Origin of the sequence: Enterobacter sp. SM3, assembly GCF_009811935.2 — a bacterium.
Classification (GTDB): domain Bacteria; phylum Pseudomonadota; class Gammaproteobacteria; order Enterobacterales; family Enterobacteriaceae; genus Enterobacter; species Enterobacter asburiae_D.
Genome location: NZ_CP099971.1, coordinates 3,247,691 through 3,261,524 on the forward strand (window position 1 = coordinate 3,247,691; position 13,834 = coordinate 3,261,524).

A 13,834-nucleotide genomic window follows, 5' to 3' on the forward strand; every position below is an offset into this window, starting at 1 on the left:
TAAGACTTAGTTGTGGTGACGTACCGCGCGCAGGAACTCCTGGCGGGTGTTCTGGCTCGATTTAAACAGGCCGCCCAGCGAGGTTGTTGTTGTCGCGCTGGTTGCATCACGCACGCCGCGCGCCTTCACGCAGTAGTGAACCGCGTCGATAGAGACGGCCACGTTATTGGTACCCAGCAGCGTTTGCAGCGCGGTCAGGATCTGCTGCGTCAGACGTTCCTGCACCTGAGGACGCTGAGCAAAGAACTGCACGATGCGGTTGATCTTCGACAGGCCAATCACCGTATCTTTTGGGATATACGCCACGGTCGCTTTACCGTCGATGGTCACGAAATGGTGTTCGCAGGTGCTGGTCAGCGTGATATCGCGTACCGTCACCATCTCATCCACTTTCATCTTGTTTTCAATGACGGTGATTTTCGGGAAGTTGGCGTAATCCAGCCCGGAGAAAATTTCGTCGACGTACATTTTCGCGATGCGGTGCGGCGTCTCCATCAGACTGTCGTCACTCAGATCGAGATTCAGCAGCTCCATGATATCGGTCATATGACCGGCAATCAGACGCTTGCGGGTTTCATTGTCCAAATCCTGTACGGGCGGACGCAGTGGCGTTTCAAGACCGCGCGCAACCAGGGCTTCGTGGACCAGGGCAGCTTCTTTACTGAGTGATGACATTTTGTTCTCCTGCAGGTGTGGCGTCTTTTGCCCTCGTTGTGGCAAAAGTATGCGCTCATTGTGCGTGAGGCGGCGCGCATAATCCAGTATTCACGACGATAATTATTGCAATTGCTGTTGCCTTTCAGCGTGACGATTCCAGACCAGGGCTCCCCCGACGAACAGCGCAACGCCCGCCAGCCCCAGCGCGGGCTCCAGCCGGTGGGTAAGCCAGGTTGATAACGCCGAGGTCATCGGGCCAATCAACTGCCCTATCGCATACCCGGTGGTAAGCAGTCCTGCCATATAGCGCGTGTGGTTTGGCGCCAGCTCGCGACCGTATAAAAGAGAGAGCTGCACGGCACACAAGAAGCCGCCACCCACCAGCAGCCCGCCCGTCAGCAAACCGCCAATCCCCGGCAGCAGCCAGGCCGCCAGCACGCCAGCTCCCTGTAACCACAGCACGATAGCCAGCCTGCGGTTAGCCGTTGAGGTATGGCGTAAAAGAATACTAAGCGCAATGCCCACCACGGCGGCGATACCAAAAATGGGCCAGACAAACTGGGCAAACAGGCTGCCGGGAAAACGCACCGCCGCCATTTGCGACAGGAAGGTCGCCGGGAGGATATAGCCAAACCCGGCCAGGCTGTAGCTCCAGACCAGGCGCTTTAAATCCGCCGTCAGCACCAGCGGCTCCGGCGCGGTGCCGGGGCGATGGAGCTGGCCGGATCGCGGAAGGTAGCGCGCCACCAGCGCAATGAGTACCAGCGCCAGCACGCCGTAGATTTGCCATGCCGCTCCGGCCGAAAGGGATTTTGCCTGGATATAGACGGCGAGCAGCCCGCTCAGGGCAATGCCCGCCCCCGGTCCGGCAAACACCGCAGCGCTCAGGCCCGGTTTACCCAGCTGCCCCAGCCGTTCGTTGGTCCAGGCGGCAATGAGTACCATCGACCAGCCGCTCATGCAGCCAATCACGAAGCGCAGCAGGCCGTGCACGACGGCGTTATCCGCCACCGCGGAGAGCAGCGTCAGCGCAACCGCGCCGGTGATGCCAAGCCAGAGGCGCGTTTCCACAAAGCGGTGCGCGCGCATGGCATCCCATGCGCCCACCAGATAGCCCAGATAATTCATCGCCGCGACCAGACCCGCGCTGGTCAGCGTAAGCTGCCCGGCAGCAATCATGAGCGGCACCTGAGGCGTAAAGGCAAAGCGCCCTATCCCCATCGCCACCACCAGAACGACAAACCCACTGAGCGCAATACGCAGCGCCATGACGGCTCCAATTGTTAAAGAAAAGTAAATTTATGATGCAGCATCTCGCCGCCTGGCGAAAGTGAAAGTTACTCACAGGTCAATGAAAAGGCTGTATTATGGTTTTTATGAATACGCATTCTCATTAAGGAGCCCTGCATGGAACTGCTCGAAGAGCACCGTTGTTTTGAAGGTCGACAGCAGCGCTGGCGGCATGACTCCACCGTCCTGAACTGTGCGATGACGTTCAGCATTTTCCTGCCGCCGACGGAAAATCCGCCGGTTCTGTTCTGGCTGTCAGGCCTGACCTGCAACGACGAAAACTTCACCACCAAATCAGGCGCGCAGCGACTTGCCGCCGAGCTGGGCATTGCGCTGGTGATGCCTGACACCAGCCCGCGTGGCGATGATGTGGCCGACGATGCAGGATACGACCTGGGCAAAGGCGCCGGGTTTTATCTGAATGCAACCGAGCAGCCCTGGGCGCGCCACTACCGCATGTATGATTACATTCGCGACGAGCTGCCCGCACTGATTCAGTCCGGGTTTGCGGTAAGCGACCGCTGCGCCATCAGCGGACACTCCATGGGTGGACACGGGGCGCTAATCATGGCGCTAAAAAATCCGGGAAAATACGTCAGCGTGTCGGCATTTGCGCCAATAGTGAACCCAACGCAGGTGCCGTGGGGGCAGAAAGCCTTCACGAACTATCTGGGTGAAGATGAAGCGAATTGGCAGGAATGGGACAGCTGTGCGCTAATGCTGGCCAGCAGCTCGGCAAATGCGATCCCGATGCTTATCGATCAGGGCGATGCGGATCAGTTCCTCGCCGGACAGCTGCAGCCTGCAGTGCTGGCAGAAGCGGCACGCCAGAAGGACTGGCCGCTGACGCTGCGCATTCAGCCGGGATACGACCACAGCTATTACTTTATCGGGTCCTTTATTGAGGATCATCTCCGCTTCCATGCGGAGCATTTGTTCGCGTAAGTGCGGCCTTTATTGCCCGGTGGCGCTTCGCTTACCGGGCCTACGGGGCTGTGCCCTTATGTAGGCCGGGTAAGGCGCAGCCGCCACCCGGCATAAAGGTTACATCAGAACTTATAATCCACACCGACAAAGTAGCGACGGCCATCTTCCGTGTAGCTGTAATCGTCACGGCTCAGATCTTTATCCAGCAGGTTCTGCACGCCCGCGCGCAGCTTAACGGCTTTCGTTACCTGCCATGCCGCACCGGTATTCCAGATCACGTAGCCACCCGGCGTTGGTTCACTGCTGGTCAGCGCGCGTTTCTCACCGGTATAGTTGCCCTGAACATAGAACGACCAGTCCTGCGTCGCCTTCCAGTCAACGGTACCGTTGGCGGTGTGGAACGGCAGATCCGACAGCGGCTTGTTGCCGCCGTTGCTGATATCACGACCGTCGTTATAGGTATAGTTCAGCGTCACCTTCCAGTCGTCCGCCAGCGGGAATTTCAGCTCGGTCTCCACCCCGCGGATGCGCGCCTTGTTAACGTTGTAGTAGCGGAAAATCGGCTCGCCGTCGGCATTCAGCCCGACATAGTTAGGGTAGCCCTGCGCCTGGTTTACATTGGCCGTACGGCTGATGCTGATGCGGTCATCCACATTATTCTGGAAGGTGGTGACGCTGGCCTGCACGCCCTCTAACCAGCCCTCTTCCCCGCTGTAGTAGAGACCAAATTCGAAGCTCTCGCTGGTTTCCGGTTTCAGATCCGGGTTACCGACAATCTCACAGGCACCACGACACGAGCCGGTAACCCAGTCCGGGCTCAGCTGCAGCAGCGACGGCGCTTTAAACGCGGTAGCCCAGCCCCCTTTCACCGTTACGGTATCGGTCGCGTTGTAGACCAGATAGGCTCGCGGGCTCCAGTGGTCACCGTAGGTATCATGGTCGTCCATACGGATGCCGGTGGTCAGCGCCAGAGGTTCAAAGATACGCCACTCGTCCTCAAGGAACAGGGCATACTGGCTTGTCGACGTACTGCTGCTGGAACCGCCCGTCAGGTTGACCGGATCTTTCAGCTTATCGTGACGCCATTCGCCGCCGAAGGTCAGCAGCTGATTGATTTCGCCCAGCGGCAGCACGTATTTTCCGTCCACCGCGTTGCTCTCGGAGGTGATCGGATTGCTGTTGCCCGGGTTTTTGTTATCCACCTTTTCGCCGTAAACCTTCAGCTCGCTGTTGCCGACGCCCCATCGACCGTTGTGGCTGAGAGAGTAGTTCTGACGCTCAAGGCGGTTTTTGTCGAGGGAATCCGAGTCGCGATCCTGACGGTCGAAACCGTAGCCCGCCGTAAAGTCGTGATTTTCAGACGGTGTCCAGGCGAACTCCACATTCGCATCGCGGCTGGTAAAGCCTTCAATGCGCGGCGTTTCACCGCTCGCCGTGGTAGAGGATTTCTGCTGACCGTCTTTCTCACGCTTCGCGAGGCTACCGTAGGCTTTCAGCCCCAGCAGGCCGTCCACCAGCGGACCGCTGGTATAGAACTGGCCGTTATACGTGTCTCCACGGTCGCGGTGTTCCTGAACCGTGGAGTCGGCGCTCAGGGTGCCCGTCCATTTCTGGCCGATTTTTTTGGTTATAATGTTCACCACGCCGCCCAGCGCATCGGAACCGTACAGAGAAGACATCGGTCCGCGCACCACTTCGATGCGTTCGATGGCATCAACCGGCACCCAGTTAAGGTCGAAATCATTATGGCGGAATACTGCGTTACGCGAGTTAACGCGCTTGCCGTCGATCAGGATCAGCGTATAGCTGCTGTCCAGTCCACGAATACTTACCCCTTTACGGTTGTCCCCTTCGCTCGTGAGCTGAACGCCCGGCACCTCCCGTAACACATCTTTCAGATTCTGAACGGGCTTGCGCTGCAAATCTTCCTGGGTAATCACGCTGATGCTTGCCGGTGCGTCTTTCAGGTTTTGCTCGGTCGCGGAGGCCGTTACAACCATTGTGTCGCCGGATTCCGCTGCGATAACAGGCAGGGCCAGGGACATTGCGGACGCACAAAGTCCTCCCCTGACGAAGGGATTCAACCTAAACATTCCATATCTCCATGAGGTAAATACAACTAAATCAAATCATCATTGCTCACAGCGTCTTCCCTGCCGCCCACGTCTGCGGTGGGTCGGTGACACGCTTATTTTTGATAACGATAAAGCAAACGATAATTATTATCAATTAAATTGTTAAGAAATATATCTTTGTTTCAGCCTGCGGGAATAAAAAAACCCGCTCGAATGAGCGGGTTAAAAGAGAGGAAGTGCGGTTATTGTTTAAATCGTTCCGGGAATTCCATTTCACTGTAGCGAACGAATTTTGTGCCTTTCGTCAGCTTGTAGCCAAACCAGATGACGAGGAACAGCGGAATACCAATGTAGGTCGCCGTGACGGCACCCCAGTCAATGGTGTCCGCCAGGAACGCTTCATAGTTCTGTCCAAGCGTAATGATCAGGCACAGAATGAAGGCGAAAATGGGACCCAGCGGGAAGAAGCCGGAGCGATACGGCAGCAAGTTAATATCGTGACCCTGCTTGACGAAACCGCGGCGGAAACGGTAGTGGCTAATGGCAATCCCCAGCCAGGCAATAAAGCCCGTCATCCCGGACGTGTTAAGCAGCCACAGGTACACCGTCTGGTTGCCAAACATGGAGGTCAGGAAGCACAGACCAGCAATTACCGTGGTGGCGTACAGCGCGTTACGCGGCACGCCGCCACGGGACAGCTTCGCGAAGATACGCGGTGCTTTACCGTCGCATGCGAGCGTGTAGAGCATACGGGTAGAGGCGTACATCCCGGAGTTACCGGCTGAAAGCACAGCGGTCAGGATAACGGCGTTCATCACTGCCGCGGCAGAAAGCAGGCCGGCGTGCTGGAAGACCAGCGTGAACGGACTGACGCTAATGTCTTTTACGTCATTGCGCAGCAGGCTTGGATCGGTGTACGGGATGATCAGGCTGATAATCAGGATCGCGAACACATAGAACAGCAGGATACGCCAGAAGACCTGACGAACCGCGCGCGGAATATTCTTCTCCGGGTTCTCTGACTCACCCGCGGCGATGCCAATCAGCTCGGTCCCCTGGAAGGAGAAGCCGACAATCATCGCCACGCCAATCATCGCCGACAGTCCCCCTGCAAACGGCGCATCGCCTATCGTCCAGTTACTCCAGCCCGCAGGTTCAGCGCCTTTGAAAATACCAACGATCATCGCCACACCGACGACGATAAAGATGATGACGGTTGCCACTTTTATCAAAGAGAACCAGTATTCCGCTTCGCCGAAACCGCGCACGGAGATGTAGTTCAGCAGGAAGATGACGGCCAGGAACAGGGCGCTCCAGATCCAGCCCGGCGTATCCGGGAACCACCAGTTCATCACCAGCTGTGCGGCGACAAGGTCAACGGCGATAGTGACCGCCCAGTTGTACCAGTAGTTCCAGCCCAGCGCGAAGCCGAAGCCTTCTTCAACGTATTTCTGACCGTAGGTTGAGAACGAACCGGATACCGGCATGTACGCGGCCAGTTCGCCGAGGCTGGTCATCAGGAAATACACCATCAGGCCAATCAGGATATAAGAGAAGAGTGCCCCACCCGGGCCTGCTGCCGAAATCGTTGCGCCAGAGGCAACGAAAAGACCTGTTCCGATTGAGCCGCCAATGGCGATCATCGTCAGGTGACGCGCCTTGAGTTCACGACGTAGCGTGGGCGCTTCTGTGGTTTTAATTTCTGAAACCATATGAAAATGCTGTCCATTTAATAAATGAGGCGCGATTGTAGCAGACGATCCGCGTTCCTTCCGGCAGAAATACTCAGTTATAAGAGAGCTTCATGACTCGGCCAGGATTATAAGTAAAGCATAAAAATGTGGGGTGACAGGCGCGCGTAGCCCCGGTAAGCGAAGCGCCACCGGGGAACGTTAAATGGCGCAGTAGCGCAGAAAACGCTGCAGAGAGCTGGAAAGATGTTTCTGGCGGTGATGGATGCACCATAGCGTGCGCACCAGCTTCGGCAATGGAACCGGGATTTCAACCAGCGACCCCGTCTCAAGCTGTTCGGCAATGACGCGCCGGGAAAGACAGCTAATCCCCAGGCCATGACGCACCGCGTGCTTGATGGCCTCAGAGTTACCCAGCTCCATCCCTAACTGGAAATGCGGCAGATGGGAAAGCAGCAGATAATCGACAATTTCACGCGTGCCGGAGCCCTGTTCGCGCAAGATCCACTGCGCCTGCGCCAGGCGCTCCAGCGTCACCTCGCCCTGCAATAACGACGAGGCCGGGGACGCAAACACCACCAGCTCATCTTCCAGCCAGGGCTCGGCAATGATATCGACGTTATGGCAAGGCCCTTCGATGAGGCCGATATCCACGCGGAAATCGATCACCGCGTTGATAACGTCCTGGCTATTGCCCACGCTCATCTCCAGCGGCAGAGTGGGAAAATCACGGCGGTAGCGGGCAATCACTTCCGGCAGGATGTAGTTCCCAATGGTGCTGCTGGCATAGACGCGGATCGCGCCGTTGTCTTCGCGGAACAGCTGTTCGATTTCTATAGCCTGCTCCAGCAGCGCCAGCGCGCGTGGATAAAGAAGACGACCGTGCTCGTTGACCACCAGACGCTTCCCTACCCTGTCGAAAAGCTGCACGCCCAGCTGTCCTTCAAGATCGGTCAACGCCGCGCTGACCGCAGACTGCGAGAGCGCCAGCATTTGTGACGCCTGGGTCGTCGAGCCGCTTTTCAGCACCTCGGCAAATACTTCCAGCTGACGCAATGTAATGTGCATGGTTGCTTACCACTTATATAGATTGATTATAAGTATATAATCAATTTTATTTTTAAGCCAGAGCGCCGTAACCTTTAGCCAGACAAAGGAGAAGGTTATGTCAGAAATCACCTTACAACATCATCGTACAGTGTGGCACTTCGTGCCGGGCCTCGCGCTTAGCGCAGCAGTGACCGCCGTAGCATTATGGGGCGGCAGCATCCCGGCTATCGCAGGCGCAGGTTTTAGCGCGTTGACGCTGGCCATTTTGCTGGGCATGGTCGTGGGAAATACCGTTTACCCGCATATCTGGAAATCCTGCGACGGCGGCGTGATCTTTGCCAAACAGCACCTGCTGCGTCTCGGGATCATCCTTTACGGCTTCCGTCTCACTTTTTCGCAGATTGCGGACGTGGGCGTGAGCGGAATTGCCATCGACGTCCTGACCCTGACCAGCACCTTTTTGCTGGCCTGCTTTATCGGCCAGAAAGTCTTTGGCCTGGATAAGCAAACCAGCTGGCTGATCGGTGCCGGGAGCAGTATCTGCGGAGCGGCGGCGGTGCTGGCAACAGAGCCCGTCGTGAAAGCCGAAGCCAGCAAGGTGACCGTGGCGGTGGCGACGGTGGTGATCTTCGGTACGCTGGCGATCTTCCTCTACCCGGCAATGTATCCGCTGGTGGCGCACTGGTTTAGCCCGGAAACCTACGGCATCTATATAGGTTCGACCATGCACGAAGTGGCCCAGGTGGTGGCGGCAGGACATGCCATTAACCCGGAAGCTGAAAACGCGGCGGTGATTGCCAAAATGCTGCGCGTGATGATGCTGGCACCGTTCCTGATTTTCCTCGCGGCGCGGGTTAAGCAGCTGGCACCGGCAGGCGGCAGCGAGAAAAGCAAAATCACCATTCCGTGGTTTGCGATCCTGTTTATCGTGGTGGCGATTTTCAACTCCTTCCATCTGCTGCCGAAAGCCGTGGTGGATATGCTGGTGACGCTGGATACCGTGCTGCTGGCGATGGCCATGGCGGCGCTGGGAGTCACCACACACGTCAGCGCGCTGAAAAAAGCCGGTGCCAAACCGCTGCTGATGGCGCTGGTGCTCTTCATCTGGCTGATTGTCGGCGGCGGTGCGATTAACCTCGCGGTCCATAGCCTGATGGCATAAACCATCTCGTCCTTCTCCTGCTAACCCGCTATCATAAGCGTTTCGGGTTAGCAGGAGTTTTTTTATGAAATATGTTGGAGCGCACGTCAGCGCTGCAGGTGGCCTTGCGAATGCCGCCATTCGCGCCGCCGAAATCGAGGCGACCGCTTTCGCCCTGTTCACCAAAAACCAGCGCCAGTGGCGCGCCGCAGCGCTCACCGCTGAGGTGATTGATGATTTCAAGGCCGCCTGTGAGAAGTACCACTACGGGCCCGGCCAAATCCTTCCCCACGACAGCTACCTGATCAACCTCGGTCACCCGGTTGAAGAGGCGCTGGAAAAATCCCGCGAGGCTTTTCTTGATGAAGTACAGCGCTGCGAACAGCTGGGGCTGACGCTGCTGAACTTCCATCCGGGTAGCCATCTGATGCAAATCGATGAAGATGCCTGCCTGGCGCGCATTGCAGAATCCATCAACATCACGCTGGACAAGACCAAAGGCGTCACCGCGGTGATTGAGAATACCGCCGGTCAGGGCAGCAACCTCGGCTTTAGGTTCGAACATCTGGCGGCGATTATCGACGGCGTGGAGGATAAATCCCGCGTTGGCGTGTGCATTGATACCTGCCACGCGTTTGCCGCCGGTTATGACCTGCGCACCACCGAGGCAACGAAAAACACGTTTGATGAGTTCGAGCGCATTGTGGGCTTTAAGTACCTGCGCGGCATGCACCTGAACGATGCAAAAAGTGCGTTCGGCAGCCGCGTTGACCGCCACCACAGCCTGGGCGAAGGCAACATCGGCCACGATGCATTCCGCTTCATTATGCAGGATGCCCGCTTCGACGGTATTCCGATGGTGCTGGAAACCATTAATCCGGACATCTGGGCAGAAGAGATTGCCTGGCTGAAGGCACAGCAAACCGCTGAACAGGCGGCATAAAAAAAGCCGGGTGCGTAATGCAACCCGGCTTTTTTGTTGTTTATCGCTTACGCTGCTTTCGCCACAACTTCCGCTTCCGGACGCTTCAGCACCGCGTAAGAGAGACCCGCCACCAGTGTACCGGCAACGATGGCCAGCAGATAGCCCAGGACCGGGGTGATGGCGCCAGGGATCAGCAGCACAAACAGACCGCCGTGTGGTGCCATCAGCTTCGCGCCAATCGCCATGGAGATTGCACCCGTTACCGCGCCACCCGCGATACAGCACGGCAGTACACGCATTGGGTCACGAGCCGCGAACGGAATCGCCCCTTCGGTGATGAAGCACAAGCCCAGAACCAGCGCCGCTTTGCCGCCTTCCTGCTGTGCTTTATCGAACTTACGACGGGCAATAATCGTCGCCAGGCCGAGCGCCAGAGGAGGCACCATGCCTGCCGCCATGATGGCTGCCATCGGGGCGTAGGTCTGGGTACTCAGCAGGCCAACACCAAAGGCGTACGCCGCTTTGTTCACCGGACCACCCATGTCGGTACACATCATGCCACCGAGGATTGCACCCAGCAGAACCGCGTTCGCGGTACCCATGGTTTGCAGCCAGTGGGTCAGACCCGCCAGGATGCCCGCAACCGGCTTACCAATCAGGTAAATCATCGCCAGACCAACCACCAGGCTGGAAATCAGCGGGATGATCAGAATCGGCTTCAGCGCTTCCATACTCTGCGGCAGCTTGAGCTTCGAGCTGATGAGCTTCGCGACGTAACCGGCCAGGAAGCCCGCGATAATACCGCCGATAAAGCCAGAACCGGTGCTCACGGCCAGCATACCGCCGATAAGGCCCGGCGTCAGGCCAGGACGGTCAGCGATGGAGAAGGCAATAAAGCCTGCCAGAACGGGGACCATCAGTGCGAACGCGGATCCGCCGCCAATCTGCATTAACGCAGCGGCCAGCGTGCCTTGCTCTTTAAACGCGGTAATACCAAATGCGAACGAGAGGGCAATACACAGACCACCCGCAACCACCATTGGCAGCATGTATGACACACCGGTCAACAGATGGCGATAGGCGCCTGCAGACTCTTTCTTACCTTCCGTCGCGGTTTGACGCGCGCCGGTTGCCTGATACGGCTTCGCCTCCACCAGCGCTTTATCAAACTCCTGCGCGGTCTTTTTCAGCGCCAGGCCGGTAGACGTACGGTACATGGGCTTACCGGCAAATTTCGCCAGGTCCACTTCGATATCCGCCGCCACGATCACCAGATCGGCTTCCGCCACTTCTTCTGGGGTGATAGCGTTGCCGGCACCGACGGAGCCACGCGTTTCAACTTTAACCCACCAGCCGCGTTTTTTCGCTTCGGTTTCAATGGCTTCAGCTGCCATAAAGGTGTGCGCCACGCCTGTCGGACAGGCCGTCACCGCGACAACGCGTTTCGGACCCGCAGCCGCAGCCGCAGCCGGTGCCGTTGCGACAGGCGCGCTGTAGACAGACGCGTGACCTTTCGCTTCGCTCAGGAACAGTTCCGGATGTGCCACCGCGCGATTAATATCGCCCAGCCACACTTTTTTGCCGTTCAGCGCACTGTCAGCCGGGATTTTGTCGCCCAGTACAATGGCCAGTTCTGCATCGCCTGGATTATCGATAATGTCCAGATGTGCTTTTTGTGCCGCCGCGCCCAGCAAGGTCTTCGCCATATAGGCGCGGGCCTGTCCGAGACCGGAGTCAATGATCAGCAGCGTTTTCATTATTCCTCTCCTGCTGTTAGTTAAAAGGTTTTAAGTCAACGCGCGCCATCATCGCGGCTAACTGGGTACGATCGGTAATGCCGACATTGCTCTGGCTTACGGCCAGGGCAGCAACGGCGGTGGCAAGACGTAAAGTATGTTCACTGGATTCACGCATCAGCAGACCATAAATCAGGCCGCCAACCATGGAATCCCCTGCGCCAACGGTGCTGACAACTTCCATTGACGGCGGTTTGGCGATCCATTCGCCAGACGCGTTAACCCACAGCGCGCCTTCTGCACCAAGAGAGATCACCACGTGAGCGATACCCTGCTCGCGCAACGCATGGGCAGCGTCAATCACATCTTTTAATTCTGGCAGCTTACGACCCGCCCAGATCTCCAGCTCGCGGCGATTCGGCTTCACCAGCCACGGCGAGGCTTTCAGACCGGCAACCAGCGCGTCGCGGCTGCTGTCAAAAATGATGCACGGGCACTGGCTGCGCAGACGCGTCATCCAGTCGGTAAACGCTTCCGGGCTGACGCCGGACGGCAGGCTGCCGCTGACGCAGACCATGTCAAACTGACCAAGCCAGGTCAGAGAGTCGTTAACAAAACGCTCCCAGTCTGACGGCGTCACTTCGAAGCCAGAGAAGTTCAGATCGGTCACTTCACCGTCTTTCTCCGTCAGCTTAACGTTGATGCGGGTACGGCCCTGAACAACCTGAAAACGGTTGGCAATACCCAGCTCGCTGAACAGCTGCTGGAAACCATCCTGGTTATCTTTACCGAGGAATCCACCCACGGTGACGTCGATACCGAGATCCTTGAGCACTTTCGCGACGTTAATCCCTTTACCCGCAGCATGCAGGCCAGTGGTACGCACGAGGTTGACTTCGCCGCGCTCAATTTCCGGGCAAAATCCTACCAGGTCATAAGCCGGGTTCAGCGTAATAGTCGCAACACGTCTGCTCATTATGCGCCCTCCCCCAGACCCGCCGCGATGGCATCGCCAATCGCTTTCAGCGCCTGTTCAGCATCGGCACCCTGCGCGGTGAAACGCAGACGGTGGCCTTTCTTCACGCCCAGCGCGACAACTTTCATCAGACTACGGCCGTTGGCCGGTTTGCCCGTGCCATCAAGATTCGCCACGGTGATCTCACTCTCGAATTGTTTAATGGTATTCACCAGCATGGTGCCCGGACGGGCATGCAGGCCGTGCTCGTTACGTACCACGAACTCAGCGGTCTGCACGTCTTCAGTCGGCGCATCATCACTGGTCAGCAGTGCCAGCACGGTGGAGGCATCAGCGTTCAGCAGTTTTTCAGCTTTGTTGTTCAGCAGCAGATCGCCCAGACGCTTCAGCACGGAAACCGGCTGATCGTCGTTCATCGCCACGGTCACCAGCATGGCCGCGCGCTCGCCTTCCACGTCAAACGCATTGGCCGCGCGGCTCACGGCGATAGCGCTGCGCAGGTTGCCTTCAGCACTGTCGTTCAGCCAGATACCCTGACCCAGATTCAACGGCTTATCGTTAATGACGCGCGTCACAAACGTGGCATCCGCCGCGCCGGCTTCTTTCAGACGACCCGCGTTCAGCGCCTGCAGCGTCACCAGATCGGAGGCAGCCACATCCAGCGTCAGCGTTTCATTATCCAGTTTCAGCGCTTCGCTCTGTTTTTCGCCCATCAGCAGGGCGCGCAGCTCTTCAGCTGTAGTGGCGGACTTAAGCTGTTCAGCCACATCGTCATCGCTCAGGACATGCGTCAGCTGACGCAGCAGGCCCAGGTGTTCATCGCTGCTGGCCGCGATACCGATAGCCACGTAGGCTACCTGACCGTCGCCCCAGAGCACGCCCTGCGGGAACTGATAAACCTGAACGCCGGTTTTCAACACCTGATCGCGGGTGTCGGTTGTGCCGTGCGGAATGGCAATGCCATTACCGAGGAAGGTTGAGGTCTGCTGCTCGCGGGCCAGCATGCCGTTTACATAGCCGTCCGCGACGTTACCCGCCTGCACGAGCGCAGCGGCAACCTGGCGAATAGCCTCTTCTTTATCCCCGGCCTGAGCGCCCGGGTGGATATCCTGAACAGATAACTGGAACATGGTTCTCCACTCCTGCTGAACTTGAATCGTTTCAGCTTTAATGAGAAAAAATGCGCTAGCCTGCTCCGTTTGTTAAAACAAGATAGCGCTGAAACGTTTCAAAAAGTCTTGCGCTTTCTGCAATGTCTTGCAAGTAAACTCGTATTTCCGATCTCAGAATTTAGAGATACAGCACATTTCTTCTTCGTTCAGCTGAATTTTGCTGAAGTTCAGCAAGACAGTTTCAGCTAAGTTCA

Annotated in this window: 11 protein-coding genes; 3 read left to right on the forward strand and 8 right to left on the reverse strand. The window is 57.4% G+C overall.

What is annotated here, in order from left to right:
- Positions 1-6: 6 nt before the first annotated feature.
- Together folE and GVO84_RS15230 are read right to left on the reverse strand one after the other, a co-directional pair.
- Entirely contained in the window at positions 7-675 is a 669-nt protein-coding gene (gene folE / locus GVO84_RS15225; RefSeq protein ID WP_008500927.1) for a GTP cyclohydrolase I FolE, read from the reverse strand.
- 102 nt (positions 676-777) lie between these two features.
- Positions 778-1,926, reverse strand: coding sequence for a YbfB/YjiJ family MFS transporter (locus GVO84_RS15230; RefSeq protein ID WP_121425318.1), 1,149 nt, complete (start codon positions 1,924-1,926; stop codon positions 778-780).
- Between the two features lie 138 nt (positions 1,927-2,064).
- On the opposite strand from GVO84_RS15230, the gene fghA reads away from it, so the two are divergent.
- Complete coding sequence (gene fghA / locus GVO84_RS15235; protein ID WP_159514573.1) at positions 2,065-2,892, forward strand: S-formylglutathione hydrolase; 828 nt, start codon at positions 2,065-2,067, stop codon at positions 2,890-2,892.
- Positions 2,893-2,996: 104 nt separating this feature from the next.
- Here fghA and cirA read toward each other — a convergent pair whose 3' ends face one another.
- From cirA to yieE, 3 genes are all read right to left on the reverse strand, one after another.
- Entirely contained in the window at positions 2,997-4,967 is a 1,971-nt protein-coding gene (cirA, locus tag GVO84_RS15240) for a catecholate siderophore receptor CirA (RefSeq protein WP_159514574.1), read from the reverse strand.
- Positions 4,968-5,191: 224 nt separating this feature from the next.
- Positions 5,192-6,661, reverse strand: a complete 1,470-nt coding sequence (locus GVO84_RS15245; protein ID WP_159514575.1) for an amino acid permease — start codon at positions 6,659-6,661, stop codon at positions 5,192-5,194.
- A gap of 180 nt (positions 6,662-6,841) precedes the next feature.
- The gene (gene yieE / locus GVO84_RS15250) at positions 6,842-7,708 is read right to left on the reverse strand and encodes a DNA-binding transcriptional regulator YeiE (RefSeq protein ID WP_023312476.1); all 867 of its coding nucleotides are present in this window, start codon (positions 7,706-7,708) and stop codon (positions 6,842-6,844) included.
- Positions 7,709-7,805: 97 nt separating this feature from the next.
- Between yieE and GVO84_RS15255 the strand changes: the two genes are divergently transcribed.
- Together GVO84_RS15255 and nfo are read left to right on the forward strand one after the other, a co-directional pair.
- The gene (locus GVO84_RS15255) at positions 7,806-8,852 is read left to right on the forward strand and encodes a YeiH family protein (protein ID WP_033146035.1); all 1,047 of its coding nucleotides are present in this window, start codon (positions 7,806-7,808) and stop codon (positions 8,850-8,852) included.
- Between the two features lie 64 nt (positions 8,853-8,916).
- Positions 8,917-9,774 carry a deoxyribonuclease IV gene (gene nfo, locus GVO84_RS15260; protein WP_024908173.1) on the forward strand — a complete coding sequence of 286 codons (858 nt, stop codon included), beginning with the start codon at positions 8,917-8,919 and terminating at the stop codon, positions 9,772-9,774.
- A 47-nt stretch (positions 9,775-9,821) separates the two neighbouring features.
- On the opposite strand, the gene fruA is transcribed toward nfo, so the two are convergent.
- Genes fruA through fruB form a run of 3 tightly spaced genes read right to left on the reverse strand, consistent with a single transcriptional unit; the run spans position 9,822 to position 13,598 of the window.
- The gene (gene fruA / locus GVO84_RS15265) at positions 9,822-11,513 is read right to left on the reverse strand and encodes a PTS fructose transporter subunit IIBC (protein WP_159514576.1); all 1,692 of its coding nucleotides are present in this window, start codon (positions 11,511-11,513) and stop codon (positions 9,822-9,824) included.
- A 16-nt stretch (positions 11,514-11,529) separates the two neighbouring features.
- The gene (gene fruK, locus GVO84_RS15270) at positions 11,530-12,468 is read right to left on the reverse strand and encodes a 1-phosphofructokinase (protein ID WP_008500936.1); all 939 of its coding nucleotides are present in this window, start codon (positions 12,466-12,468) and stop codon (positions 11,530-11,532) included.
- Complete coding sequence (gene fruB / locus GVO84_RS15275) at positions 12,468-13,598, reverse strand: fused PTS fructose transporter subunit IIA/HPr protein (RefSeq protein ID WP_023336356.1); 1,131 nt, start codon at positions 13,596-13,598, stop codon at positions 12,468-12,470. Before fruB ends, fruK begins: the two co-directional genes overlap by 1 nt.
- Between the last annotated feature and the right edge of the window lie 236 nt (positions 13,599-13,834).

Excerpts from the sequence above, each read along its gene's own strand:
- folE (WP_008500927.1), bottom strand. The coding sequence starts at position 675 with ATGTCATCACTCAGTAAAGAAGCTGCCCTGGTCCACGAAGCCCTGGTT.
- GVO84_RS15230 (WP_121425318.1), bottom strand. The coding sequence starts at position 1,926 with ATGGCGCTGCGTATTGCGCTCAGTGGGTTTGTCGTTCTGGTGGTGGCG.
- fghA (WP_159514573.1), top strand. The coding sequence starts at position 2,065 with ATGGAACTGCTCGAAGAGCACCGTTGTTTTGAAGGTCGACAGCAGCGC.
- cirA (WP_159514574.1), bottom strand. The coding sequence starts at position 4,967 with ATGTTTAGGTTGAATCCCTTCGTCAGGGGAGGACTTTGTGCGTCCGCA.
- GVO84_RS15245 (WP_159514575.1), bottom strand. The coding sequence starts at position 6,661 with ATGGTTTCAGAAATTAAAACCACAGAAGCGCCCACGCTACGTCGTGAA.
- yieE (WP_023312476.1), bottom strand. The coding sequence starts at position 7,708 with ATGCACATTACATTGCGTCAGCTGGAAGTATTTGCCGAGGTGCTGAAA.
- GVO84_RS15255 (WP_033146035.1), top strand. The coding sequence starts at position 7,806 with ATGTCAGAAATCACCTTACAACATCATCGTACAGTGTGGCACTTCGTG.
- nfo (WP_024908173.1), top strand. The coding sequence starts at position 8,917 with ATGAAATATGTTGGAGCGCACGTCAGCGCTGCAGGTGGCCTTGCGAAT.
- fruA (WP_159514576.1), bottom strand. The coding sequence starts at position 11,513 with ATGAAAACGCTGCTGATCATTGACTCCGGTCTCGGACAGGCCCGCGCC.
- fruK (WP_008500936.1), bottom strand. The coding sequence starts at position 12,468 with ATGAGCAGACGTGTTGCGACTATTACGCTGAACCCGGCTTATGACCTG.
- fruB (WP_023336356.1), bottom strand. The coding sequence starts at position 13,598 with ATGTTCCAGTTATCTGTTCAGGATATCCACCCGGGCGCTCAGGCCGGG.